At 73.4% G+C, this 25,537-nt stretch carries 20 protein-coding genes; 12 read left to right on the forward strand and 8 right to left on the reverse strand.

Annotated elements, in window-relative coordinates; all coding sequences use genetic code 11:
• Nucleotides 1-59: 59 nt before the first annotated feature.
• Genes Sru01_RS04540 through Sru01_RS04550 form a run of 3 tightly spaced genes read left to right on the forward strand, consistent with a single transcriptional unit; the run spans nucleotide 60 to nucleotide 3,837 of the window.
• Nucleotides 60-2,120: a DUF6421 family protein gene (locus Sru01_RS04540; protein WP_203982568.1), complete on the forward strand. Its 2,061-nt coding sequence runs from the start codon at nucleotides 60-62 to the stop codon at nucleotides 2,118-2,120.
• A complete protein-coding gene (locus Sru01_RS04545; protein ID WP_203982569.1) occupies nucleotides 2,117-2,779 on the forward strand; it encodes an SDR family oxidoreductase in 663 nt (220 codons plus the stop codon). Before Sru01_RS04540 ends, Sru01_RS04545 begins: the two co-directional genes overlap by 4 nt.
• Nucleotides 2,776-3,837 (forward strand): threonine aldolase family protein, encoded by a 1,062-nt coding sequence (locus Sru01_RS04550; RefSeq protein ID WP_203982570.1) that lies wholly within the window; start codon nucleotides 2,776-2,778, stop codon nucleotides 3,835-3,837. The genes Sru01_RS04545 and Sru01_RS04550 overlap by 4 nt, the downstream gene beginning before the upstream one ends.
• Before the next feature lie 28 nt (nucleotides 3,838-3,865).
• On the opposite strand, the gene Sru01_RS04555 is transcribed toward Sru01_RS04550, so the two are convergent.
• A complete protein-coding gene (locus tag Sru01_RS04555) occupies nucleotides 3,866-4,492 on the reverse strand; it encodes a DUF305 domain-containing protein (RefSeq protein WP_203982571.1) in 627 nt (208 codons plus the stop codon).
• A gap of 120 nt (nucleotides 4,493-4,612) precedes the next feature.
• On the opposite strand from Sru01_RS04555, the gene Sru01_RS04560 reads away from it, so the two are divergent.
• Complete coding sequence (locus Sru01_RS04560; protein ID WP_203982572.1) at nucleotides 4,613-5,317, forward strand: thioredoxin-like domain-containing protein; 705 nt, start codon at nucleotides 4,613-4,615, stop codon at nucleotides 5,315-5,317.
• Between the two features lie 45 nt (nucleotides 5,318-5,362).
• Here the strand turns inward: Sru01_RS04560 and ald are convergent, their stop codons facing one another.
• On the reverse strand, nucleotides 5,363-6,478 hold the full coding sequence (gene ald / locus Sru01_RS04565) for an alanine dehydrogenase (RefSeq protein ID WP_203982573.1): 1,116 nt from the start codon (nucleotides 6,476-6,478) through the stop codon (nucleotides 5,363-5,365).
• 326 nt (nucleotides 6,479-6,804) lie between these two features.
• Between ald and Sru01_RS04570 the strand changes: the two genes are divergently transcribed.
• Nucleotides 6,805-8,139 carry an excalibur calcium-binding domain-containing protein gene (locus Sru01_RS04570; protein ID WP_203982574.1) on the forward strand — a complete coding sequence of 445 codons (1,335 nt, stop codon included), beginning with the start codon at nucleotides 6,805-6,807 and terminating at the stop codon, nucleotides 8,137-8,139.
• Here Sru01_RS04570 and Sru01_RS04575 read toward each other — a convergent pair.
• Entirely contained in the window at nucleotides 8,132-10,399 is a 2,268-nt protein-coding gene (locus tag Sru01_RS04575) for a molybdopterin cofactor-binding domain-containing protein (protein WP_203982575.1), read from the reverse strand. The two genes, Sru01_RS04570 and Sru01_RS04575, sit on opposite strands and share 8 nt — an antisense overlap.
• Nucleotides 10,400-10,515: 116 nt before the next feature.
• Here Sru01_RS04575 and Sru01_RS35325 point away from each other — a divergent pair, with 116 nt between their 5' ends.
• The 5 genes from Sru01_RS35325 to Sru01_RS04605 all read left to right on the forward strand — a co-directional run bounded on the left by Sru01_RS35325 (nucleotide 10,516) and on the right by Sru01_RS04605 (nucleotide 17,045).
• Complete coding sequence (locus Sru01_RS35325; RefSeq protein ID WP_239136908.1) at nucleotides 10,516-12,162, forward strand: PucR family transcriptional regulator; 1,647 nt, start codon at nucleotides 10,516-10,518, stop codon at nucleotides 12,160-12,162.
• A gap of 202 nt (nucleotides 12,163-12,364) precedes the next feature.
• Complete coding sequence (locus Sru01_RS04590) at nucleotides 12,365-13,645, forward strand: helix-turn-helix domain-containing protein (RefSeq protein WP_203982576.1); 1,281 nt, start codon at nucleotides 12,365-12,367, stop codon at nucleotides 13,643-13,645.
• Between the two features lie 147 nt (nucleotides 13,646-13,792).
• Nucleotides 13,793-14,389 carry a copper resistance CopC family protein gene (locus Sru01_RS04595; protein WP_203982577.1) on the forward strand — a complete coding sequence of 199 codons (597 nt, stop codon included), beginning with the start codon at nucleotides 13,793-13,795 and terminating at the stop codon, nucleotides 14,387-14,389.
• A complete protein-coding gene (locus Sru01_RS04600) occupies nucleotides 14,386-16,371 on the forward strand; it encodes a bifunctional copper resistance protein CopD/cytochrome c oxidase assembly protein (RefSeq protein ID WP_239136910.1) in 1,986 nt (661 codons plus the stop codon). Before Sru01_RS04595 ends, Sru01_RS04600 begins: the two co-directional genes overlap by 4 nt.
• A gap of 227 nt (nucleotides 16,372-16,598) precedes the next feature.
• On the forward strand, nucleotides 16,599-17,045 hold the full coding sequence (locus Sru01_RS04605; RefSeq protein ID WP_203982578.1) for a sensor histidine kinase: 447 nt from the start codon (nucleotides 16,599-16,601) through the stop codon (nucleotides 17,043-17,045).
• A gap of 49 nt (nucleotides 17,046-17,094) precedes the next feature.
• Here the strand turns inward: Sru01_RS04605 and Sru01_RS04610 are convergent, their stop codons facing one another.
• The 4 genes from Sru01_RS04610 to Sru01_RS04625 all read right to left on the reverse strand — a co-directional run bounded on the left by Sru01_RS04610 (nucleotide 17,095) and on the right by Sru01_RS04625 (nucleotide 21,619).
• Entirely contained in the window at nucleotides 17,095-19,986 is a 2,892-nt protein-coding gene (locus Sru01_RS04610; RefSeq protein WP_203982579.1) for a type 1 periplasmic-binding domain-containing protein, read from the reverse strand.
• A gap of 327 nt (nucleotides 19,987-20,313) precedes the next feature.
• The gene (locus tag Sru01_RS04615) at nucleotides 20,314-20,544 is read right to left on the reverse strand and encodes a DUF397 domain-containing protein (RefSeq protein WP_203982580.1); all 231 of its coding nucleotides are present in this window, start codon (nucleotides 20,542-20,544) and stop codon (nucleotides 20,314-20,316) included.
• The gene (locus Sru01_RS04620) at nucleotides 20,535-21,353 is read right to left on the reverse strand and encodes a helix-turn-helix domain-containing protein (protein WP_203982581.1); all 819 of its coding nucleotides are present in this window, start codon (nucleotides 21,351-21,353) and stop codon (nucleotides 20,535-20,537) included. The genes Sru01_RS04615 and Sru01_RS04620 overlap by 10 nt, the downstream gene beginning before the upstream one ends.
• Nucleotides 21,350-21,619, reverse strand: a complete 270-nt coding sequence (locus Sru01_RS04625; protein ID WP_203982582.1) for a hypothetical protein — start codon at nucleotides 21,617-21,619, stop codon at nucleotides 21,350-21,352. Before Sru01_RS04625 ends, Sru01_RS04620 begins: the two co-directional genes overlap by 4 nt.
• 289 nt (nucleotides 21,620-21,908) lie before the next feature.
• On the opposite strand from Sru01_RS04625, the gene Sru01_RS04630 reads away from it, so the two are divergent.
• Entirely contained in the window at nucleotides 21,909-22,904 is a 996-nt protein-coding gene (locus tag Sru01_RS04630; RefSeq protein WP_203982583.1) for a LuxR C-terminal-related transcriptional regulator, read from the forward strand.
• 351 nt (nucleotides 22,905-23,255) lie between these two features.
• Nucleotides 23,256-23,738 (forward strand): hypothetical protein, encoded by a 483-nt coding sequence (locus tag Sru01_RS04635; protein ID WP_203982584.1) that lies wholly within the window; start codon nucleotides 23,256-23,258, stop codon nucleotides 23,736-23,738.
• A gap of 39 nt (nucleotides 23,739-23,777) precedes the next feature.
• Here the strand turns inward: Sru01_RS04635 and Sru01_RS04640 are convergent, their stop codons facing one another.
• A complete protein-coding gene (locus Sru01_RS04640) occupies nucleotides 23,778-25,469 on the reverse strand; it encodes a thiamine pyrophosphate-requiring protein (protein WP_203982585.1) in 1,692 nt (563 codons plus the stop codon).
• Between the last annotated feature and the right edge of the window lie 68 nt (nucleotides 25,470-25,537).

Here is a 25,537-nt window from a genome sequence, read left to right on the forward strand (position 1 = left end):
TTTTCCGTGCATTGGGGGACATGGCCGTAGATATTTCGCAAAACGGAGGGACGCCCGGCATGAGAGCCTTTCCGCGCGTGCTGTTCGACGAGGCGCACAACGAGTCCTGGACGATCCGCCGCGAGGTCGCCGAGACGATGAACCCCGCGCACCCCGACGACAACAGTTACGCGCGGGCCGCCGCGGTGCTGCGCCGGCTCGGGCACGACGTCGCCGCGCACACCGGCGGCCCGCTGGACGCCGCCGCGCTCGCCGGGCAGGACGTGCTGGTGATCGCGCACCCGTCCGCCGACCGCTGGGAGCGCACCACCGGCCAGGGCGGCCCGGTGCTGGCACCCGAGGAGATCGACGCCGTCGAGCGGCACGTCACCGAGGGCGGTGGCCTGATCGTGCTGGCCGAGCACGAGCACGAGAAGTACGGCAACAACCTCGCCGAGCTGCTCGCCCGGTTCGGCGTCGGGATCGAGCACACCACCGTGCAGGACCCCGGCTCCTGCTACAACAAGGTGGTCACCTGGGTGCGCGGCCGGGCCGTGCCGGCCGCCGGCGAGGACCTGACCGCCGGGGCCCGCGAGGCCTGCTTCTACCGGTCAGGGGTACTCACCGCGCCGCCCGGCGCCACCGTGCTGTTCACCACCTCCGCCTCCGCCGATCCGGCCGGCCGGCCGCTCGCGCTGGCGCTGCGGCACGGCGCCGGACGGGTCGTGGCGTTCGCCGACTCCGACCTGTTCGGCGACGACTCCATCGACGACCTGCGGCACGCCCGGCTGTGGGAGAACGTGGTCACCTGGGCCGCCCGGGTGCCGGAGGCCGCCGCCGCGGCCGGCCGGGCCGACGCCGGCTTCGCCGAGCTGAAGGCCGCGGTGGAGGAGCTGCGCCCGCTGCTCGCCAAGGACGGCTCCGCGCAGGACGCCGCCGCGGCCGGCCCGATCGTCGAGCGGATCATCGCCGGTGTCGAGCGGCTGGCCCCGGACTTCCCGCACGATCGCGACTACCTGGCGGCGGTCCGCGCCGACCTGGGCAAATGGCGGGACGGCGGCTTCGGCGTGCCGGACTTCCTGGACTCGCTTTCCGCGTTCCATCCCGACGCCCAGCGGGTCGACGGGCTGGAGCACCTGGTCGTCTTCCCGATGTACACCCAGAACGGCAACCCCTCCCGCCACCTGGAGGCGGTGTGGATCCGCACCGTGTGGCCGGACTGGCTCGCCGAGCTGGAGCGCGAGCGCTACGACAACCCGATGTTCGTGCCGATCGCGTTCGTGGACTTCACCGCGGGCTACGACACCAACAGCGCGGTGCTGTTCCCCGAGACGGTGGCGGTCCGGGAGACCCCGCCGAGGTTCACCTGGGGCGGCATCTTCTGCGACCGCGAGGCCGCCCGCTTCCGGGTGGTCAGCGCCGCCGCGGCCGAGACGCTCAAGCTGGCCCTGCCACCGGACGCCGCCCGCCTGCTGGCCGGCCAGGAGCTGGCCCAGGACACCTTCGTGCTGTGGGACCTGGTGCACGACCGCACCCACAGCCACGGCGACCTGCCGTTCGACCCGTTCATGATCAAGCAGCGGATGCCGTACTGGCTGTACTCGCTGGAGGAGCTGCGCTGCGACCTGACCGCGTTCGGCGAGGCGGTCAAGCTGGAGGCCGAGGGCGAGCCGCACGCCCGGTACGTGCAGTACGCCATCCTGTTCGACCGGCTGTTCCGCTTCCCGATCACCGGTGAGCGGGTGCGCAACTACGACGGCCTGGGCGGGCAGCTGCTCTTCGCCTACCTGCACCGCAACGACATCGTCCGGTGGACCGACAACCGGCTCAGCGTCGACTGGGACCGGGTGGCCGGCGGGGTGGCCGACCTGCGCGCCGAGGTGGAGAAGCTCTACCGCGACGGCATCGACCGGTCCAAGCTGGCGCACTGGCTGTCGGCGCACCGGCTGGTCGCCGCCTACGTCGCCCCGCACCCCGCCTCGGTGTGGCAGCGCGGCGCCGACGCGCTGCCGGTCGAGGGCTTCCCCAAGGCCGTGGTGGACGCGGTGCTGCCCGACGAGTTCCCGCTGAGCATGTTCTACGAGGCGCTGCGCCGTAAGCTGTCCGGCGTGATCGAGTCGACGAAGGGCATCCGCGCATGAGCACCCCGGGCCGAGTGGTCGTGGTGACCGGAGCGGGCGGGCCGAGCGGCCGGGCCGTGATCGAGCGGCTGGCGGCGCGCGGCGACACCGTGGTCGCGGCCGGCCGGAGCGCCGGAGAGGGCCAGGTGGCCGTCGACCTGGCCGACACCGCCGCGGTCACCGAGTTCGCGCGCCGCACGGTGGCCGGGCACGGGCACGTGGACGGCGTGATCCACCTGGTCGGCGGCTGGCGGGGGTCGAAGACGTTCGCCGACACCGACCTGGCCGACTGGGACTTCCTGCACGAGCGGCTGATCCGCACCCTGCAGAACGTCACGCTCGCCTTCGAGCCGGCGCTGCGCGCGAGCGAGCGGGGCCGGTTCGCGATCGTCTCGGCCACCGGCGCCCGGCGGCCCACCCAGGGCAACGCCGCCTACGCCACCGCCAAGGCGGCGGCCGAGGCGTGGACGCTGGCCCTGGCCGACGCGCTGCGCGACACCCCGGCCGCGGCCACCATCCTGGTGGTCAAGGCCCTGGTGAACGACGAGATGCGCGCCGCGGCCCCCGAGCGCCGGTTCCCCGGCTTCACCGACGTGGCCGACCTGGCCACCGCGGTGGCCGGGCTGTGGGACCGCCCGGCCGAGGAGGTCAACGGGGCCCGGCTGGACCTGACGGCATGACGGCGGCCCGGCTCCGGCACGACCCGGCGGCGCGGTGGTTCGCCAGCGACAACTACGCCGGGGTGCACCCGGAGGTCATGGCGGCGCTGGCGCTGGCCAACGGCGGCCACCAGCCCGCCTACGGCGAGGACGTCTACACCCAGGCGCTGCAGGACGTGTTCCAGGCCCACTTCGGGCCGCAGGCGGAGGCCTGGCCGATGTTCAACGGCACCGGGGCCAACGTTGTCGCGCTGCGGTCGATGACCGCGCCGTGGGAGGCCGTCGTCTGCCCGGCCAGCGCGCACATCAACACCGACGAGGGCGGCGCGCCCGAGCAGAGCGCCGGGCTGAAACTGCGCGCGGTGCCCACCCCGGACGGCAAGCTCACCCCCGAGCTGGCCGACCTGGAGGCGTGGGGCTTCGGCGACGAGCACCGGGCACAGCCCCGGGTGCTGTCGATCTCGCAGAGCACCGAGCTAGGCACCCTCTACACCGCCGAGGAGATCGCCGCGCTGGCCCGGCACGCGCACGGGCTCGGCATGCTGGTGCACCTGGACGGTGCCCGCCTGGTCAACGCCGCGGCGGCGCTGGAGGTGCCGCTGCGGGCGCTGACCACCGACGCCGGGGTGGACGTGCTGACGTTCGGCGGCACCAAGCACGGGCTGATGTTCGGCGAGGTCGTCGTGGTGCTGAACCCCGACGCGGTGCGCGGCATGATCTACCTGCGCAAGAGCTCCATGCAGCTCGCCTCCAAGATGCGGTTCGTCTCGGTGCAGTTCGAGGCGCTGCTCGGCGGCGACCTGTGGCTGCGCAACGCCCGGCACGCCAACGCGATGGCGGCCCGGCTGGCCGCGGCCGTCCGGCAGGTCCCCGGCGTCACGCTGACCCGGGAGCCGCAGGCCAACGCGGTGTTCGCCGTGCTGCCCGCGGGGACGGCCGACCGGCTGCGCAAGCGCTACCGCTTCTACACCTGGGACGAGACCACCGGCGAGGTGCGCTGGATGACCTCGTTCGACACCACCGAGGAGGACGTCGACGCCTTCGCCGTCGCGGTGGCGGCCGAGGCGTCCGGCGGCTGAGCCGGCCGGCCCGTTCGGCGCCGGTCGCTCAGGCGAGCGCGGGGTAGGGCCGGGCGTCCCGCTCGGCGAGCAGCCGGGTCATGTACTCGATCTCGCCGTCCTGGGTGTCGACGATGTGCCGTGCCATGGTGCGCACCTCGTCCCGGTCGCTGAGGTCGAGCAGCGCCTGGGCCATCTTCACGCCGCCCTGGTGGTGGCGGATCATCAGCTGGAGGAACAGCACCTCCGCGTCCCGCCCCTTCGCCGCCACCAGCCGGCGCATCTCCTCCTGGCTCGCCATGCCCGGCATCGCGGCGGGCGCCGCCGGGGTGCCGTGCGAGGCGTGCGCGGCCATCCAGGCCATCGACGGCCGGCTGCCGGACTGGTTCAGGCCCCACTGCTGCAGCCAGCCCATGAAGACGCCGCGCTGGGCGGTCTGGGTGGTGATGATGTCGTAGGACAGCCCGCGGAGGGCCCGGTCATCGCTCACGTCACGCACCGCGAAGCTCATCTCGACCGCCTGGGCGTGGTGCACGGCCATGTCGCGGGCGAACCCCGCCTCCGGCGAGCCGTCGCCGGGCGGACCGGCCCGGCCGATCACGAAGAAGGTCACCGCCGCGGCCAGCAGGCCGGAGAGCAGCGCGACAAGGATCAGGCGAGTCCGGGAAGTCATCATCAATCACCAGGTTAGTGGCGGTACGCGGCAACGTACGCAGACATTATTTCTTACCCACTATCCTCCACATAAGTAACCGGAACTTGACATTCAACGGTCATACGCAGCCGTGGAGGACTGATGGCCAAGGACAGGACGCAGGCGCGGCGGGAACACCTCGCGCAGATGCGTGCCGCGCAGCAGCGCAAGGAGCGCCGTAGCGCGATGATCATGTGGGGCGCGGGCGCGTTCGTCATCGTCCTGATCGTGGGCCTCGTCGGCTTCTACGTCGTCCGCGAGCGCGCCGCCACCTCGCTGGACGGGGTGGCGCAGTTCTCCTATAAGGCCGGCTCGCACACCCCGATCAAGGTGAACTACAAGGAGAGCCCGCCGGTCGGCGGTGAGCACAACGACCGCTGGCAGCAGTGCGGCCCCTACGAACAGCCGATCAACAACGAGAACGCCGTGCACTCGATGGAGCACGGCGCGGTGTGGATCACCTACCGGCCCGACCTGCCCAAGGCGCAGGTCGACAAGCTCAAGGGCCTGATCACCTCCGACTACCTGCTGCTCAGCCCTTACCCGGGCCTGAAGGCGCCGGTGGTGGCCAGCTCGTGGAACCACCAGATCACCCTCAAGGGCGCCGACGACCCGCGGCTGGCCCGCTACATCCAGAAGTACAAGCAGAACCCCAGCACCACGCCCGAGTACGGCGCCACCTGCAGCGGCGACGGCGCGGTCACCACCACCACCGCGCAGGCGCCGATCCCCGCCACCCCGCCGACCGGGGCGCCGCCGAGCTCCGCCCCTGAGTCGCCGGCACCGTCCGCCACGCCGGGCTCCTGACCGGGCCGCCGGCGCCCGCGGACGGCTCCCGCGGGCGCCCGGCGGTCAGCCCAGCGCGGTCGCCGGGTCGGTGGCCGAGATCCCGTGCGCCTCGCCGACCGGCGGGCTGGTGAGCGTGCCCGCGTGCGTGTTCAGCCCCGGCACCAGCGCCGGGTCCTCCCGCAGCGCGTCCCGCCACCCCTTGCCGGCGATGGCCAGCGCGTACGGCAGCGTCACGTTGGTCAGCGCGTAGGTGGAGGTGTGCGGCACCGCGCCCGGCATGTTGGCCACGCAGTAGAAGACCGAGTCGTGCACCCGATAGGTCGGATGCGCGTGCGTGGTCGGCCGGGAGTCCTCGAACGCCCCGCCCTGGTCGATGGAGATGTCCACCAGCACCGAGCCCTTCTTCATCCGGGCCACCAGGTCGTTCGAGATCAGTTTGGGCGCCTTGGCCCCGGGGACCAGCACCGCGCCGATCACCAGGTCGGCGTCCAGCACCGCCCGCTCGATCTCGTAGGCGTTGGAGGCGATCGTCTGCAGGTGACCCCGGTAGATCGTGTCGGCCTGCCGCAGCCGCTCGATGTTCTTGTCCAGCAGCAGTACCTCGGCCTGCATGCCGAGGGCGATCACCGCGGCGTTCATGCCCGACACCCCGGCGCCGAGCACGACCACCTTGGCCGGGTAGACGCCGGAGACCCCGCCCATCAGCACGCCCCGGCCGCCGCCCTGCCGCATCAGGTGGTAGGCGCCCACCTGCGGCGCGAGCCGGCCGGCCACCTCCGACATGGGGGCGAGCAGCGGCAGCGCGCCCCCGGCCGTCTGCACGGTCTCGTAGGCGATGCCGGTGACGCCGGACTCCAGCATGGCCAGGGTCAGCTTCCGGGACGCGGCCAGGTGCAGGTAGGTGAACAGCACCTGCCCCTCGCGCAGCAGCGGGTACTCCGACGCGATGGGCTCCTTGACCTTCAGGATCAGATCGCCCTCCGCCCACACCTCCTCGGCGGAGGGGAGGATGACCGCGCCCGCCGCGGCGAAGTCCTCGTCGGGGATGGACGACCCCTCACCCGCACCGGCCTCCACGAACACCTGGTGGCCGTCCCGGGACAGCTCGTGCGCACCGGCGGGGGTGAGGGCCACCCGGTACTCGTGGTCCTTCACCTCTCGGGGTATTCCGACCTTCATGAGTCCTCCTCCCGGCCGGGCTCCGTCGCCCGTGCCCTGCCGCGCCGTGCTGCGCGGGCCCGCCGCCGCGCCTGCCTGCCGCGTCCGCCTGCCGCGCCCGCCTGCCATGGCGGCCGGCGAACCCTTCCCGGTCCGGCCTCTATCCACTCTGCGTTCCCGCAAAAGCGTCGACCATGGAGCAAAATTGAAGGATTTACCTCGGCTCCCTGGCACATTGTCAGAACATCTTCAGCCTAGGGGCACCTCGGGATGAAACATTCCGCGGTTAGCCCGATCTCGCGCGCGTCGGTAGGCTCGCCGGTGCGATGTCAGTCTCAGAGGTGAGGATGCGAAACCTGCCGCCGGAGGGGCCGGCCGGACCGGCCGGGCCCGCGGACCGGCCGGACGATCTCCTGGCGGAGGAGCCGCCGCCGCCCGGCGTGCCCGGAGACCCGCCGGGTCCCGGCGGGCCGGACGGCCCGCAGGAGCCGCCCGGCGGCGAGCCCGGCCCGCCCCGGGCCACCCGGGCGACCACCGCCGTCCTGATCGCCGGGCTGATCGTGGTGGTCGTCGTCACCGGCGTGCTCGGCACCGTCGCCGTGCTCATGACCAGCCGGCCCGGAGTGCCGCTCGGCTCGGCGCCGCCGCGCCGCCTGGCCACCCCGGTGTTCTTCGCCCCGGTCACCGGCACCCGGGCCGCGCCGTGCCCCGGCGCCGAGGCCGTGCTGGACGACACCGGCACCACCTGCTACCAGCTGGACAAGGGCGTCACCGTGGCGTCGGTCATCAAGGTGGAGTCCGTCGCGGAGAAGGACGGGGGCTACTCGGTGCGCCTGGTGCCCGCCCCCGACAGCCGCGACCGGCTGGCCGATCTGACCAAGGACGCCGTCGGCAAGCTGCTGGCCGTCGTGGTGGACGACAAGGTCGTCACCGCGCCCCGGGTCGACCAGCCGATCACGCAGGACAGCCTGAGCATCGCCGGGCTGGACCAGGCCCGGGCCGACGCCCTGGTGGCCCGGCTGCTCGGCACCGCCGGCCCGTCGGCCGGTCCCACCGCGCCCGGCGCCACCCCGCCGGCCGCCGCGACGACCTGCCCGCCCGGCACCGGCCAGGGCGCGCAGGGCACGGGCCAGCAGGGCACGGGCCAGCAGGGCGTCGGCCAGCAGGGCACGGGTCAGGGCCAGTCCGGCACCGGTCAGCCGGGCGTGGGCCAGCCGGGCATCGGCCAGCAGGGGACCGGGCCGCAGGTCGGTACCGGAGTGCCGGACGCCGCCTCGACCTGCCCGCCGGGCGGCACCGGTCAGGGACAGCCGGATCCAGGCCAAGGGCCACCGGGCACCGGCACCGGTCAGCCCCAGCAGGGCGGCACCGGCACCGACCAGAACCAGCAGGGCGGCACGGGTCAGAACCAGCAGGGCGGCACCGGGCCGGGGGCGACGCCGCCCGCCGGCTCGCTGGGGCCCCGCACCACCGGGCCGTCCGCCGGAGGCACCCCGGCGGCCCGGTCCACCGCCGCCGCCTCGCCCCGGGCCGGCCGCACCCCGGACCGGCGGTTCGCGAGCTGCCGGGAGGCCAACGCCGCCGGTTACGGGCCCTACACCAAGGGGCTGCACCCCGAGTACGCCTGGTACGTCGACGGCGACCACGACGGGGTGGCCTGCGAGCGCGGCGACATCACCTGATCCGCCCCGGGACAAGGTCCAGCGCGATGTCCTGCGGGCGGATCGGTACCCGGGGCAGCGGCAGCCCGGTCGCCGCCCGCACCGCGGCGGCGACCGCCGGGGTGGAGGACAGCGTCGGCGGCTCGCCCGCGCCGCGCAGCCCGTACGGGGCGGCCGGGTCCGGGTGCTCGACGACGACCACCCGCATCGGCGGCATGTCGAGGATGGTGGGGATCAAGTAGTCGGTGAACGACGGGTTGAGCACCCGGCCGTCCCGCACCTGGATCTCCTCCATCAGCGCCAGCCCGAGGCCCTGCGCGGTGCCGCCGTGGATCTGCCCCTCCAGTGCCGGCGGGTTCAGCACCCGGCCGACGTCCTGTACCGCGGCGAGCTCGACCACCTTGACCAGGCCGAGCTCCACGTCCACGTCCACCACCGCTCGGTGCACGCACAGCGCGAGCTGGACGTGCGAGTCGCCCTGGCCGGTGACCGGGTCCATCGGCCGCGTAGGCCGGTGCCGGTACTCCCGGGTCTCCTCCACCGGGCCGGCGGCGGCCAGCACCTCGGCGAGCGGCGCGCCGGGACGCTCGGCGCGCAGCCGGTCCAGCCGCTCGCGCACCGCCTCGCAGGCGGCCTTGACCGCGCCGCCGGTGACGTACGACTGCCGGGAGGCCGAGCTGGACCCGGCCGAGCCGACCGAGGTGTCGGCGGGCGCCACGGTCACCCGGTCGACGCCCAGCTCGGTACGGGCGATCTGCTCCTGCACCATGATCAGGCCCTGGCCGACCTCGGCCGCCGCGGTGTGCACCAGGACGTGCGGCTCCTCGCCGAGCAGTTCCACCCGCACCCGGGCCGTGGAGTAGTCGTCGAAGCCCTCGGAGAAGCAGATGTTCTTGATCCCGACGCCGTAGCCGACGCCGCGCCGCACCCCCTCGCCGTGGGTGGTCTGCGCCACCCCGCCGGGCAGGTGGCGAAGGTCGCCGTCCGGGGCCGGCCCGGGCATCGGCAGCGCGGCCAGCTCGCCGAGCAGCCCGGCCAGCGGCGCGGTGGAGTCGATCACCTGGCCGTTCGCCAGCCGCGAGCCCTCGGCGACGGCGTTGCGGGTCCGGATCTCCAGCGGGTCCAGGCCGCAGGCCGCGGCGAGCCGGTCCATCTGCGACTCGTAGGCGAAGCAGGCCTGCACCGCGCCGAAGCCGCGCATCGCGCCGCACGGCGGGTTGTTGGTGTAGGCGCCGTAGGCGTCGATCTCGATGTTGGGCACCTCGTACGGCCCGGCGCCCAGCGAGGCGGCGTTGCCCACGACGGCGGGGGTGGAGGAGCAGTAGGCGCCGCCGTCCAGGACGATCTCCGCCTTGACGTAGACCAGCCGGCCGTCCCGGGTGGCGCCGTGCTCGTAACGCATCCGGGCCGGGTGGCGGTGCACGTGGCCGAAGAACGACTCCTCCCGGCCGTACACCATCTTGACCGGGCGGCCGGTGCGCAGCGCCAGCATGGCGGCGTGCACCTGCATGGACAGGTCCTCCCGGGCGCCGAACGCGCCGCCGACCCCGGCCAGCGACAGCCGCACCTTGTCCTTGGGCAGGCCCAGGCAGGGGGCCACCTGGTCCTGGTCCACGTGCAGCCACTGGGTGGCGACGAACAGGTCCACCCCGCCGTCCTCGGCGGGCACCGCCAGCCCGGATTCCGGGCCGAGGAACGCCTGGTCCTGCATGCCGACCTCGTACTCGCCGGTCACCACCACCTCGGCCATCCCCGGGTGCGGCGGGTGCCCGACCCGGACCGGCTGGTGGCGGACCACGTTCCCGGCCGGGTGCACCGCCGGGCAGCCGGGGTCGAAGAGCGCCCGGCGCGCGTCGGTGACCGGCTCGCGCGTCTCGTAGGAGACCACGATCGCCGCCGCGGCCCGGCGGGCGGTCTCCGGGTGGTCGGCGGCGACGACGGCCACCGGTTCGCCCTGGTAGCGGACCTGGTCGATGGCGAGGACCGGCTGGTCGCGGTGCTCCAGGCCGTAGAACCGCTCGCCGGGCACGTCCTGGTGGGTCAGCACCGCGCGCACGCCGGGCAGGGCGAGGGCGGGGCCGACGTCGATCGACCGGATCCACGCCGAGGGGTGCGGGCTGCGCAGCGTGGCGCCCCACAGCATGCCGTCCAGGTACAGGTCGGAGGAGTAGGCGAACTCGCCGGTGACCTTCAGGGTGCCGTCCGGCCGCGGCAGGCTCGCGCCGACCCCCAGCCCGTCCTGTCCCTGGCTCCGGCTCCGGTCGCCGGCGGTGCGCGTCACACCGGCAGTACATCAGCCGGTCCGGGCGCCGCCTATGGCCGCGCCCGCGAAACGCCGGGACCGGCCGGGCCGCGTGCTTGTAGATTCGTCCAAACGGCCGGGGTTAGCCTGGGACGGTGCGGATACGAGACCTGCTCGCCATCGGCGGGCTCCCGGTCAGGCTGCTGTCGGACGCCGCCCATCTGGACCGGTCCTTCACCGGCGTGCACATCACCGACCTGCCCGACCCGGGCCGCTACCTGACCGGCGGCGAGCTGGTGCTCACCGGGCTCACCTGGCGGCGGACCCCCGGCGACTCGGCGCGCTTCGTCGCGGCGCTGGCCGGTGCGCGGGTCGCGGCGCTCGGCGCCGGACGGGCGCTGCTCGGTCACGTCCCGGACGATCTGGCGGACGCCTGCCGCGAGTACGACCTGCCGCTGATCGACGTGCCGACCGAGGTCTCCTTCCGCGCGCTGGCCGGGCTGGTGGAGACCCGGCTGGCCTCGGCGGGCGCGGCCGGGCTGCGCGGCGCGCTCGGCCGGCAGCGGCGCATCGTGGCCGCCGTGGCCGAGGGCGGCGGGCTGCCCGCGCTGGTCGAGCTGACCTCCGGGGAGCTGGGCGTGCCCGCCGCGGTCATCTCCGCGTCCGGCACGGTGGTTGCGGGCCGGCTGCCCGCCGCGACGGCCCGCCGGCTGGCCGGGGAGTGGCTGGCGGCGCCCCGGCTGCCGCACCTGGTGGCCACCGAGGAGCGGGCCTACACCCTGTTCGCGGTGGACCGGTCGCATCGGGCCGCGGGCTGGGCCCTGGCCCTCGGCGCGGATGTGCTGGACCGGGCGGACGCCGGATTCGAGGCCGCGGCCTGCGCGGCGATGGAACGCGCCCGGCTGGAGGAGGGCCGCCGGGTGGAGCGCCGGCTGGCGGCGGAGCTGGTGGAGCTGGCCGGTTCCGGCATGGCGGATCCCGCCGAGCTGGCAGCCCGGCTGCGTACCTGCGGTGTCGGCCCCGACGAGCCGTACGTGGTGCTCGCCGCGACGGCGGATGACCCGGGCGCGGGCGTGGCCGGGTCGGCGGCGCTCGGCGGGCAGGTGCTGGAGGAGGTGCTCGACCGGAGGGTGGTCGCCGCGGTGAGTCCGGACGTCGCCCTGGCGCTGGTGCCGCTTCGCCCCCCGGCGGGGTCCCCGGAAGACGATCACGCGGCGGAAGTGGCGAAACGGCATCGAAATCGTATTGACCCCTGGTCCCGACCCGCCGTGCGGAGTACCGTGCAAATGCAAGCACAACCGCAAGTGCAACGTAGCGTGCGGGCGCTACTTGACCTGCTTGGAGATCGCGTGCCGGGCCTGCAGACCGCCCTTCCGGGACTCCGGTTGTCGGTCGGGGTGAGCGGCGCGGCGACCGGATCGGGCGGCATCCGCGGCGGGGCCGAGGAGGCGGGGCACGCCCGGCGGCTCGCCGAGGCGCGCGGGGGAGGAGTGGTGACCAGCGATGAGATCTACACGCACGACCTGCTGCTGGCCACCGTTCCCGATACGGTGCGCCGGTCGTTCACCGAGCGGATCTTGAATCCGCTCGTCGAGTACGACCGGCGCCACCGGTCCGAGCTGGTCCGTACCCTCGGAACGTTCCTCGATTGCTCGGGATCCTGGAACCTGTGTGCCGAACGTCTGCACGTGCATGTGAACACCGTGCGTTACCGCATCAGCCGAATAGAGGAGTTGACCGGGAAGAGGCTGGGGTCGATGGCGGACAGAGTCGATCTATACCTCGCGCTGCGTGCAGGATGAGATCGCCGTCAGCAGCAGAGAACATTGGTGACGATGGCGGCCTCCGCCGCAGGAGCGGCCGTCGTACCGGTGACAGTACTCGCCGTCCCTCCGAGGGCGGCGCTCACCGCGATGGCCAGCAAGGTCGAGGCGAGGCGGACGCGTCGCATGGCTTACTCCCGTCGTATCCATTGGTGGGGCTTACATCTTTAGAGGGGTGTCAGTGACCAGTCAAGATCTTATAGGTCAGCGGATAAAGACCATCCGCCGTCAGCGAGGTCTATCACAAGCTCAGCTGGCGCATCCGGAGTTGTCGGATAGTTATGTATCACTCATCGAGAGCGGCAAACGCACTCCTACGGCAGCGGTCCTGGAATTGCTGGCCACGAAGCTGGACTGCTCGCTGACCTATCTGGTCAACGGGGTGACCGCCGACCAGATGGAGGAACTGGATTTCAGCCTGCGCTACGCCGCTCTCGCCCTGGAGAACGGCGAGGTGGCGGAGGCCCGGCGGCGGTACGCCGAATTGCTGGCGAACGACAACATCGCCGGGCTCGTCACTCTGCGTCAGCAGGCCGAGTACGGCTACGCACTGGCCACCGAGGCCTGCGGGGAGCTGGACGAGGCGATCGAGACGCTGTCCCGGCTGCGGGTCGCCGACCCCCCGCCCACCCCGGAGCGGCGGGTCGCGATCGTGCTCGCCCTCTGCCGGTGCTACCGCGACCGTGGACAGCTGTTCCACGCGGTCGAAGTGGCCGAGGACGTGCTGGCCGGCCCTGAGCGGCCGGTCTGGACCGACGGCCTGGTGGAGCTGGGGGCCACCCTCCTCGGAGCGTACTTCGTGCGTGGAGACCTCCTGCGCGCCCGGCAGTTCTCGGCCGAGTTGCTCGCCGCCGCGGAGAGCCTCGGCTCGCCGCGGGCGAACGTCGCGGCCTGCTGGAACGCCGCTGTCGTCGCCCAGTGCACGGGGCACGTCGAGGAGTCGCTGCAACTGATCGACCGGGCACTCGCCGTCCAGTCCGAGTACGGCGAGCCGCGCAATCTCGCCCGGCTGCGGATCCAGGCGGCGGCGCTGCGCCTTCCGCATGACCCCGCCGAGGCCCGCGACATGCTACGGCGGGCGCGCCGGCAGCTTTCGGAGACCTCGGCGAGCACTGTCGACTTCGCCTGGGTCACCTATTACCTGGCGCAGGCGGAGTATCTACTGGGCAACGCCGCGACGGCCGCCGAACTCGCGCGAGAGGCGACCGACGCTCTGGACGACCGCACCGGCGCCGTCCGGGTGGAGACGCGGCTGATGCTCGCCAACGCCCTGATGGCTCAAGGCCGGGGGCAGGAGGCCCGCAAGGAGCTGGCACTGGCCGAAGAGCTTCTGGAGAAGGTGCCCGTGCGCAGCGCCACGGCCGCCGGCGGATGGATGAACGTCGCCACCGCGATGGAACGGGTGGACGTTGAGGCAGGAGTGGCGGCCTACCAGCGGGCGCTCGCCTGCGCGGGGCTCTGAGCGGCGGCGGGAGAGCTTCGTCCCGCCGCCATCCGCCACCTGGCCCGCACCGGCGCGGGCGGTGGTGGCGCGAGATCGTCCGCCGTCCCGGAGGAAGGACGACGCGCAGTGGGGGCCGGCGCCGGTCGTGAGTAGCCTTAGGGGGTTATGAAGACTTCCCCGCTCGCCGTCATGCTGGCCTTCCTCGCGGCCATCGTACTCGGCACCGCCGTGGCGTCTCCGGCGCTCGCGCACACCTCGCTGAAGAGCAGTGATCCCAAGAAGGGCGCCACGGTCGAGTCGATCGACGAGATCAGGCTCACCTTCACCGAGAGCGTGAAACTTCCATCTGTCGTGCTGAACGACGCGGACGGCAAGGCACACCAGGACGGCAGGCCGGAGGTCGACGGCGCGGTGGTGACCCAGCGGGTCGCCGGCACGCTGCCGGCGGGCAAGTACACGATCGCCTGGCGGGTGGTCTCCGCGGACGGGCACCCGGTCGTGGGCGAGATCCCCTTCACCGTGCGGGCGGCCGAGCCGGAGCCGTCGGCCACCACGCCCTCGGCGATCGAGGCGACCCCGGTCGCGCCCGCGGTGCCCGCCACGCCCGCGCCCGACACCCCGGTGGCGACGCCGGCGGCCGGGGCGGAGCAGGACGCGGCGCAGGAAGGCGGATCCGGCGTGCCGGGCTGGGTGTGGATCGTCGTGCTCGGCCTGGCCGGTGTCGGCATCGGCATGGTGATCAGCCTGCGGAAGCAGCCGTGAGCCGCACGGCGCGCCTGGCGATCGCCGGGGCATGCGCCGCCCTGGTCGGCCTGGCCGTCGCCATGCTGGTCGGCGGGGCCGCCACCCCCCGGGTGATCCCCGGGCTGCCCGACGAGGGCACCCTGACCCGCTGGGGCCTGCCGATATCGAAGATGGCGATGGACGTGGCCGGCGTGGTCGCCGTCGGCCTGCTGCTGGCGGCCGTCCTGCTGCCCAGCGACAAGGGCCTGCTCGGGGGGCCGGCGCGCGGCTACGTCCGGGCCGCCTCCTGGGCCGGCCTGGTGTGGGCGGTCGCCGCCGCGGCGACCATGATCTTCAGCCTGTCGGAGACGCTCGGGGCCCCCGTCTTCGAGGTGCTCGACGGCGACGAGCTGACCAGCTACGCCAGCCAGGTGCAGCAGGGCATCGCCCTCACCCTGGTCGTGCTGTTCGGCACGGCCATCGCGCTGTTCGCCCACGGCGCTATCACCGCCGGGGCGGCCGGCGGTCTCCTGGTGCTCGCCCTGGTGACCCTGCTGCCGCCCGCCCTCACCGGCCACTCGTCCTCGGCGCCCAACCACGGGCTGGCCACGACCAGCGTCGCGCTCCACCTGCTGGTGCTGGCGCCGTGGGTCGGCGGCCTGCTGCTGCTGAGCGTGCACGCCATGCGCGGCGCGCCGAGCCTTGACCTGGCCGCGCGGCGGTTCTCCCGCATGGCGCTGTGGTGCTTCGCCGGGGTGGGGCTGTCCGGCCTGTTCAGCGCGCTCGCCCGGCTCACCACGGTGGGCGACCTGTTCGCCACCGACTACGGCCTGATCCTGCTGGCCAAGGTCGCCGCGTTCGCCGGGCTCGGCCTCGTCGGCAACTGGCACCGCAAGACGACGCTGCCCGAGCTGGCGGCCGGGCGTCCCGGCGCGTTCGCCCGGCTGGCCGGTGTCGAGGGTCTGATCATGATGCTGACGTTCGGCCTGGCCGTCGCGCTGTCCCGCACGCCGCCGCCTCCGCTGGACCTGCCGGTGGATCCGGTGTTCGAGCTGCTCGGCTACGTCATGCCGCCGCCGCTGACGCTCGCGAACCTGGCCTCGCTGTGGTGGTTCGACCTGTTCTTCGCGACCGTGGCCGCGGTGCTGGCGCTGTGTTACGGGGCCGGCGTGCTGCGGCTGGCCCGCCGCGGCGACCGCTGGCCGGTGGGCCGCACGGTCAGCTGGGGGATCGGCGTCCTGCTGCTGGTGCTGGCCACCCAGAGCGGCGTGGCCCGCTACGCGCCGGTGCTGTTCAGCGTGCACATGGCCGAGCACATGGTGCTGTCTATGCTGGTGCCGATCTTCCTGGTGCTCGGCGCGCCGGTCACCCTGGCGCTGCGGGCGCTGAAGCCGGCCGCCCGGCGCGGCGACCGCGGGCCGCGCGAATGGCTCACCGCGGTCCTGCACAGCCGGGCGGCCAAGGTCATCACCCATCCGGCGGTGGTGACGATCCTGTTCGTCGTCTCCACCTACGCCCTGTACTTCACCCCGATCTTCGGCGCCGCGATGGAGGAGCATCTCGGCCACATCGCGATGACGCTGCACTTCCTGCTGAGCGGGTGCCTGTTCTTCTGGGTGATCGTCGGGGTCGACCCGGCGCCCACCCGGCTGCCGCACGTGGCCCGGCTGCTGCTGCTGTTCGTGACCATGCCCTTCCACGCCTTCTTCGGCGTCGCGCTGATGAACATGGGCACGGTGATCGCGCCGGACTGGTACGAGCGGCTCGGCCGCACCTGGGGTGATCCGCCGCTCGCCGACCAGCGCACCGGCGGCGGGATCGCCTGGGCGTTCGGTGAGATCCCCACGCTGATCGTGCTGATCGCGCTGGCCGTCCAGTGGTACCGGGACGACGACCGGGCGGCCCGGCGCGCGGACCGGCGGGCCGACGCACGCGCGGCGAAGACCGGCGGCACCGGGGACGCCGAGCTGGACGCCTACAACGACTACCTGGCGCGGCTCGACCGGTCCGACCCCACGTGACCGCCCGTCGCTGAGCGCGACGGTCTCCGGCGGCGGGTAGCGTTACAGCAGGGAGTTCATGCCTGGACACCCCCGGGCTCCTCGCCCGCCGCCGGTGGCGGCCGGGCGGAGGCCGCCACGATTTCCAACCGCTCGACAGCACTCGCCGGTGGCGTCACCCGCGGTCGTCGCCGCGGCGGGCGCGGTGCGGCTGAGGAGGGTTGGAAAGATTGCATGAAGAGTTGCGCATGCGCGGTAACCAGGGCCTGACCCGGGCGGTCGAGGAGTACCTGACCGAGTGGTCGGAACGGACGGGTGTCACCGTCGAGGTCTGGGCCATGCCCGGCGCCCCCGCCGGTGACGTGCACACCGCCGCGTCCGGCGCGGTGCCCGATGTCGCGCCCGGCGCGGTGCCCGACGTCGTGCCCGCCGCCGTCGCCGAGGCGGTCTACGCCGTGCTGGTGGAGGCGCTCGGCAACGTCGAGCGCCACAGCCGCGCGCAGGCCGTGTCGATCGCGCTGACCGTCGGCCGCTCCGGCCTGCGCCTGACGATCAGTGACAACGGCGCCGGCTTCCGGCCGGGCCGTACCGGCCGCGGGCTGGACATGATGAAGCGCCGCTTCCGCGAGGTGGGCGGCACCCTGACGATCAACAGCGTGGTCGGCGAGGGCACCACGATCAGCGGCACCATCTGAGGTCCCGGCCGTGGCCGGGTGCCGGCCCGGCGCCACCGGGCCGGCCGGATCAGCACGTGGAGCCGGTGGCCTGGTCGGCGTACAGCCGGCCGCACTGGCGCACGACGACCGGCTCGCCGCGCTCGTCCACGGTGACCAGCATGATCGGCCGGTCCAGGGCGTGCAGCCCGTCGGTGGCGCCGTGCAGCTTGACCAGCCCGCTGTCGCCGTTGCTGGCCGGCAGGTTCGCCAGCGCCAGCAGCACGCCGCCGCGGTCCACCATGCCCGGCCGGCCGGGATCGGCGGACCGGGCTCCCTGGTCGGCGAACGCCGCCTGGGCCGCCCGCATCAGCGCGTCGGCCGCGTCCTGCGCCTGCACCGCGTAGTCGCGGGACGGCAGCTCGACCGCCGGCAGCCGGCGCATGTCGAGGGAGCCGAGAAGATCGTCGAGCTGCCCGTAGAAGTCGGTGCGATGCTGCGCGGGGACGTCGTGCCAGGCCGCGGGGGACGACAGCGCCACGTAGGTCACCCGGACCCGGGCGTTGCGGCCGAGCTCGGTGGCGTGGTCGTTGACGTACTGCGTGACATCGTCGTTGGCCATGATCGTCACGTGGTCGCACTGCGATTTGCCGAGCGCGGCGACGAAGGCGCCGAACTGCGGGCTGCGGCCGGTGTAGTAGACGAGATCGGGTCGCACCCGCCGGCCGCACACCTCGGTCACCTTCTCGCCCAGCGCGGCGCCTCCGCTGAACTCGACGAAGTCGGCGGTGACGCCGGGGCCGGCGCCGGCGTTGAACGCCTTGACGAACCGGGCACCGAGATCCCGGCCCAGCAGATCGCCCGGCCGGGTGTCGGTGAAGACCATCGCGTTCCGGGCCGGCCGGATCCCGCGGTCTGGCCGGCCCTCCTTCGCCCAGCGCGCCGCGGTCGCGGCCAGCTCGCTGTTGGGCGGCGCCAGCGGGAAGAACGAGCGGATGACGGCGCGGTTCTCGTGCCGGCCGAGATCGTCGTAGGTCGAGGTGGTGGTGATCACCGGTACCGCCCGGCGGGCCAGCACGCGGATCGCCTGCCGGACCTTCTCCTTGCTCTCGCCGAGCCCGACCACGCCGATCACCGTCGGGTCCGTGGCGATCATGGCCAGCACGTCCTCGGCGACCTCCGGCGCGTACTGGAAGTCGTTGCCGGCGTTGGCGACCAGCACGCGCATCTGCAACTGGCTGCCGTCGGCGATGCCGAGCAGCCGGCGCTGCTCGACGGCCAGTCCGGCCAGCTCCCCGTGGATGTCGGTCATCGCGTCGTTGTCGGCGGCGCCGGCCGGCCTGGTCAGCTTCCCAAGGTAGACCACCGTGACGTAGGGGTGGCCGCCGTCCAGGATGCGCCGGTTCTGCCGCTGGATCTCGGCCAGGACCCGGGACATCTGGGGCGCGAAGGCGAACCCGCCGTCGCTGATGCCGACGCACTCGCCGGACTCCATCCGGCGGATGCCGGGGGCGCAGCGACCGGTCTCGTCGGCGAGCACCCGGACCAGGGACAGGCAGACCAGTGTGGCCACCACGGCCCAGGGCAGCGAGGGATGCGCCAGCAGCGGGCGCCGCCGGCCCCGGACCGGCACGGTGATCTTCTCCAGGATCGACACGTCGGCGTCGTCGAGTTCGACGCGCAGCACGCGGCACGAGCCGAGCGCCCGATCCCGGCCCAGCTCGGCGACCCAGCGCGCCCACAGCTCCTCGCTCGCCTCCGGCCGGCCGGTCAGCGCGCCCCGCCCGGCGGGCACCCCCGGGGGCAGCGGCGGGCGGTCCTGCCGGCCGGCGACGACGACCATCAGCGGGTCGGCCCGGCGGACCGCGGCGCGGACCTCCTCGATCAGGGCCGCGAGCCGGCCGTCCCGGCCGTCGACCAGCAGCACCGGGTAGGAGGTGCGCGCCCAGGCCACCCGGCGCCAGACCTTCCACCAGCGGCGCTCATACCCCTGCCGCAGGTCCTCCAGGAAGGCGTGCACCAGCAGATGCTCGATGCCCGCGACGGCCTGGGCCGCCTCGGCGGCCTTGCGGTCGGTGCTATTGCGGTCGGCGTCCTTACGGTCGGTGTTCTCGCGGTGCACGCCGGCGGGGTCGGTGGCCGGCTCGTGCGGTGCCCCGGGCGCCGGACGCGGGGCGGCGGCGCGCCGGCGGGCCTGCAGCACCCGCACGGTGAACGCGGCGATGTCGCGGGGCCGGTTGCGAGGCTGCCCCGGCATGAGATAGGGCTGGCGGCAGAACCACCGGTAGCGCCCCCGCCCGGCCCAGCTGCGGGACAGCAGCAGCACGTGCACCGAGCCGATGACCAGGCCGGAGGCGATCGCGGTCACCCCGAACAGCGCGGTGAGCTGGTCGGCCCAGCCGGCGCTCAGCAGCGCGGTGGCGGCCGCCCACGCGGGCAGCGGGCCCTCGGCGTAGGCGCGGACGTTCGCCCAGAAGGTCCGCCGGTCCTGCCCGGTGCCCCCGGTCACCTGCCGGCGGCGCCGGCGGATCGCCCGCTTGGCGGCGTCGTGCAGCTGCTCCCGCTCGGTCTCGGTGAGCTGCAGGTCCAGCATCCACACCGTCTGCTGGAACAGCGGGAACCGCAGCCGCGGCTCGCCGGTCGGGGCGGTGGCGGCCAGCTCGCCGGCGACGTGCCGTAACTCCGCCACCAGCGGGGCGAAGGGCGCGTCGCCCGGGTCGGGGACCGGCCCGATCCGGGCGAAGGGCGTGCCGTCGCAGCGGGCCTCCAGGGCGTCGGCCGCGGTGGTGGTCGCCTGGTCGGATCCGGTCAGCCAGAGCACCGGCACCGGCAGATCACCCTCGCGGCGGGTGGGCCGGATCCGCATCTGGTCGAAGACCCGCAGGAACTCGCGGACTCCCTCGTACCGCCGGCGGTAGTGATCATCCGGATCGTGCCCGGTCGCCCTGGGATCACCGGCGGTGGGGGCCGGACCGTTCCCCATCTCGGGACGGTACGGGGGTGCTGTCACAGGGCCCTCCGGATGCACGGGCCGCACCATCCGAGCAATTGTCGTGCTTTGTGCATATTGTCGGGATAATGCGGGAGTCGATCTCCAGCATAAAGTGATGGAGCGTGCGGTGCGCGGCCCCTTGCTTTCGGTCACTGAAGAAAAGGCGTTATTTCCCATATCGGAAGGCCATAGGCCGCTGGAGCGGCGCCCGGGCGATCTGGCGTTGCCCTCTCGTCCGGCCGGGGCGGCCGCCGGGGACCGGGCTTGGGCGGCGGTGATCAGGTGGAACGCCGCCGGCCCTCGCCCGGCGGCGGCCGGTCAGCGCCGGGCCGGTCGCGGCTCCGGCTGCCCGGCGCGCCGGCCGTCTGGTTTGAGGGATTTAAGAAATTTAAACCATTTGTCGGAAGGGATGACCAGGGTGGGCCCGCCCGGGTCCTTGGAGTCGCGGACCGCGACCATGCCGGCGAGATTGCCCGCCACCTCGACGCAGTGACCCCCGTTGTCCCCGCTGAAACTGGATTTGTGCCACTGCGCCGTTCTTAAGTCCATTTGTCTGCTGCTTCCTGGATTACTCTCAGCGACATGGACCGGGAGTGCGCCTCGGCCCGGATCGCGTCGTAGCGAGCCGTGAGCGAGGCGATCACACTTCGCTCGCTCATCGTGCGCCCGTCGGGCACCGAATCCACATATACCGTATAAGGCGTGCCGCGCTGCTCCGCTATAACAAATGCCGCAAGTAATCCCGGGATGGCCGCCGAATCGAACGGAACGATCTGAATCACCACTTTTGGGTGCCTGGCCATCTCGAGTAGATACTCGAGCTGCCCGCGCATCACCGCGCAGCCGCCGATCGGCCGGCGCAGCACGCCCTCGTCGATCAGGCTGAGGACGGCGGGCGCGTTCTCCCGGGTCAGCACCTCCTTGCGGCGCATCCGGCCGACGACCCGCTCCTCCACCTGGTCGGGGGTGATGCCCGGGGCGCGCTCGAAGACGTGCCGCGCGTACGGTTCGGTCTGGAAGATGCCGGGGACGAGCAGCGGATCCCACATCCGCAGCGCGGTCGCCCGCCGCTCCTCCATGGTCCAGTCGCGGAAATGGTCCGGCACCGGTGGCGGCGGCGGCCAGGCGTCGGCGTGCAGGGCGAGCAGGGCGCCGTCCAACGCGAGCACGCCGTCGCAGCGGCGGGTGAAATCCTCGCTCGGGATGCGCTTCATGTTCTCCACCGCGCCCACCAGGCTGCCGGAGAAGCCGATTCTGCGGCCGAGTTCCGCCTGGGTGAGACCGGCCAGGATGCGGTGGCGCTGGAGTTCGTACGCGAACCGGGCAGTCGCCGAGCCTTCGGGGTTTATTTTCGTCATATGCGGCATTTGAGCTCCTCGCCCGTCCTGCGGGGAAATCGCAGCGCGCCGCGGCCACCACACCTTTTCCCTGCCAGTGCTGATTCCCGGGGTGCGGCCCGGCGGTCACAAAAAGGTAATGGATGCCGCCGTATCCGGGGCAGGTGATTGTTGATCCGCCGGCCCGCGTTTTCCGGTCCGGCCGGTGCGGCGCCGCCGCCGGCCGGACCGGCGGTCACGGTGCCGGTCACGGTGCCGGTCACGGTGCCGGTCACGGTGCCGGTCATTGTGCCGGTCATTGTGCCGCTCACTCTGCCTCGCACCGGGCCGGGCGGTGGCCCGCGGCGGGACCGCGCCAGGCCGTGGAATACGACCCGCGGGAGAGCGGCGGGTGAACATAACGAGAATGCATCGCCCGACGTCGTGAGGGCGCAGCGGCTTGCGGTGGCCATCGGGACTCGGAATGATCTCTTGCGCGCGGCAGATCACGGGAAATGATGACGAGAAGTACGCCATTCCGCCCGGCCGGGCCGGATGGCGGGACGGGCTCCACCGAGGTCGGTCACAGGAGGACGGGTGTCAGCGCCTCGTTCGCACGACGGGTTCTCCCCGGATGTCGCCAGGGCTCTGAGCCAGGCGGACCGCGGGATCCGCGCCCGGATGGGCGATCATTTCGGGTTGTTCGACTACTGGCGTTTCGCCATGAGCACGATCTGCGATGTCGACGCGTTCTATGTGGGCTTCTACCGGGACGGTCGCAAGATCGTCTACCCCTACACCTTCGACTGTAGTTCGGCGGGCAAGGCGTACGTCCAGCCGGAGGTCTTCGGGTACGGCCCCAAGGGCCAGGCGGCCTGGATCCTGCGGCACCGCCGCCCGTACCGGTACGCCGAGGACGGCGGGTTGCTGCTCAACCAGGGGGTGGCCTTCGGTGACGAGGAGCGCGCCTCGGCCGACGCGATCACCGTGCCCATCTTCGAGCGGCGGGACGGCGAGCCGGCGGTGATCGGGCTGGCATCGGTGCAGGCCTACCGCCCCCGCTGCTACACCGCCGAGCACGTGCGCGCCTTCGAATGGACGGCACGCTCGGTGGCGGTCGTGCTGGCCCGGGAACGGGAGGACGACGTGGGCCGCCGGCGGCTGGAGGTGCCGGGCGACGGTCCGGACGGAGCCTGGCCGTCCGTGGCCGACGTCGTGCAGGACGTCTCGGCCATCCTGGCCGACCTGCACGCGCGGATCAGCGAGGTGGAGGAGGCGGTGCCCGCCGGCGAGCGCGAGCTGCTCGCCATGGTCCGCGCGCTGCGCCGCCGCTGCGAGCGGGGCCAGACCGAGACCATGGACATCATCGCCCGGCCGTCCGCGCAGGCCGAGAGCCTGCTCAATTCGCTGTCGTCCAAGGAACGGGAGATCGCCTTTCTCATCGCCCGCGGCGGTATGACGAACAAGGAGATCGCCGCGCAGGTATTCGTCACCGAGTCGACCATCAAAGGGCACGTCTCCAGGATTCTGCGCAAGCTCGGCGTGGAACAGCGGTCGGGAATCGCCGCGCGGCTGGAGCAATTCGTCGACTGATCGTGCGGTGCCCGCCGGGCCGGTGCCGCGGGTGTCGTGGCGGGCGCGGCGGTGGCGTCCGGCCGGTCGCGGGGCCCGGACCAGGGGCGCCCGCGACGGCGCCCGGCCGCTCGCCGGCGGCACCCCGGCCCGGGCCGAGGTGCCGCCGGCGACCGGGATCCGGTCGCGGTCCCTCTGGAACGGTTCGGAATATTTCAGTACTTAGTACTGATCGGACGCGGGGGAAAACCCTCCCATGTAATGAGCGTGTCCGGGGATCGCGCCGGATATCTTCCTTATGTCAAAGGGGAGGGATTTGTCGGTACCGGTGGCCTGGCGGAACGCGGCACCGGTACGGGCGAGGAGCCGGCCATGGAACATCTGACCATCGCCATCCTGCTGGCGGTGCTGGGCGGCGGCGCGTTCTGCGCCCGGCGGGACCGGCAGGGAAGCGCCGCGGTCCGCCCGATCAGCGCGGAGTTCCCGCTGCCGCCGGGCCTGGCCGCCGACATCGTCGCCGAGGCCGCGCTGACCGAGCGGGAGCGGACCCGGGGCGGCCCGGTGCCGGTCACCCACGGGGCGGGCCGGTGCCGGGTGGAGGTCGCCTGCCGGGCCGGCGCCATGGTGTTCGAGGTGCGCCCGCTGCCGGGCGCGGCCGGCAGCCGGGTCGTCGCGCGCGCCGAGCAGGTGTCGGTGATCCCGCTGCCCGACATCGCCGGCGCCGGATCCGCCGCCGAGCTGCCGAACCGGATGGCCGGCCTGCCCCGGCACCCGGCTCGCCTGCTGAGGCGCCGGGAGCAGGCCTTCCACGCGCTGTCCACCGCCGCCCGCGCGGTGCCGGGCCGCGCCGGGTGACCTCCCGGCCGGCCGCTTGACCTTCGACGCTTTACGCAGTCAGTCGCGCGCGATGTGCACGTCCACCACCGCCGAGCGGCCGGACTCGACGGCGGCCAGGCCGCGCCGCAGCGCGGCGGCCAGGCCGGCCCGGTCGCGGACCGTCTCGCCGTGCGCGTGGCAGGCCCGCGCCACCGCGGCGAAGTCCGGCGGCGCGGCGAACCGGGTGCCCGCCGCGTCGCCCTGCGCCACCGAGAGCCCGTGCGGGAAGAGCTCGAAGACCGGCAACCGGCTGGCGCGATAACCGTCGTTGTTCAGCACCACCGCCATGATGGGCGCGCCCGCCTCGGCGGCCAGGCACAGCGCCGCGGTCGGCACCCCGAACATGAAGCTGCCATCGCCGACCACGCTCACCACCCGGCGGCCCGGCGAGGCGAGGCTCACGCCCACCGCCCCGGCCAGCCCCCAGCCGAGCCCTGGCGCGCCGGCGCCGAACATCGTGCCATGCAGAGTCCGGCTCAGCCCTTCGTGCAGGGCCACCGAAGCGGTGACCGCCTCCTCCACGACCAGGTCCTCCGGGCGGAGCACCTCCTCCAGGGCGGCGACCACCTCGGCCGCGCTCATCGGGCCCGCCACCGGCGGCGTCGGCGGCGGGGCCGCCGGCCCGGGCACGGCCGGTGCCGGCCGGACCGCCGGCACGTGCCCGGTCCGCTCCAGCTCGTCGGCGATCTGGGCGAGGGCGGTGGCGCCGTCCGCGGTCACCGCCACGTCCACCGGGAAGGTCCACAGCGGCGTGTCGGTCTTCAGCGGGTCGGGATCGACATGCACGATCGTCGCGCCGGGGGCGGGGCTGGTGAAGCGGGGGATCCACGGCACGTCGGCGTCCACCACCAGCAGCAGGTCCGCCTGCTCGACGGCGCGCCTGCCCTCCTCGGCGGTGAGCACGTTCAGCGGGTGGGCGGTCGAGATGTTCACGCAGCCGCTCTCGGCCAGGTCCAGCACCCGGACCCCGGCGTCGGCCAGCCGGGTCACCGCGTGGAAGCCGGCCGCCCGCCGCCCGGTCTTGGCGGTGACCAGCAGCGGGCGCTCGGCCGCCGCCAGCGCCTCGGCGACCCGGCGCACGGTGCCGGGATCGGCGGCCGGCGGGGAGGGCAGGGCGTAGCGGTCACGGCGGCCCGGTTCGGTGGCGGGCGGGTCCATCAGCACGTCCCGGGAGATCATCAGGTACGCCGGGCCGGGCAGGCCGCCCGCGGCGAGCTGCACCGCGCGGCCGACGGCGCGGGCCAGCATGGCCGGCCGGGTGACCTCCATCACCCACTTGGCGTACCCGCGGATCACGCCGGCCTGGTCGGGGACGTCCTGGTGCCACTGGATGGGGTTGGAGCGCCCGCCGGGCGCGCCCGGCTCCTCCGCGTACGGCGTGCGGCCGGCGATGACCACGACGCCGGCCCGGTCGCGCAGCGCGTTGTGCATCATCGCGCCCAGGTTCTGGGTGCCCACGTCGACGTGCACGAAGACGGCCTGCGGGCGGCGGGTCACCTGCCAGTAGCCGTGCGCGGCGGCCAGCGCCACCGATTCGAACGAGCACAGGATCACCCGCGGGACGGCCACCCCGGCCTTGCCGAGGGTGGCGATCGCCTCCTGCAGCGGCGCCGAGTCGGTGCCCGGGTTGAGGAAGAGGTGCTCGACGCCGTGCTCGGCGAGCAACCAGAGCAGATGCTCGGCGGTGGTCGCCGGAATGAAGTCGTCCACGTGCTCTCCTCTTGCCGATCACGGTGGGGGTCCGCAGCACGAGCTTAGAAGATCGGCGGCACGCGACG

Source organism: Sphaerisporangium rufum, assembly GCF_016863395.1.
GTDB lineage: Bacteria > Actinomycetota > Actinomycetes > Streptosporangiales > Streptosporangiaceae > Sphaerisporangium > Sphaerisporangium rufum.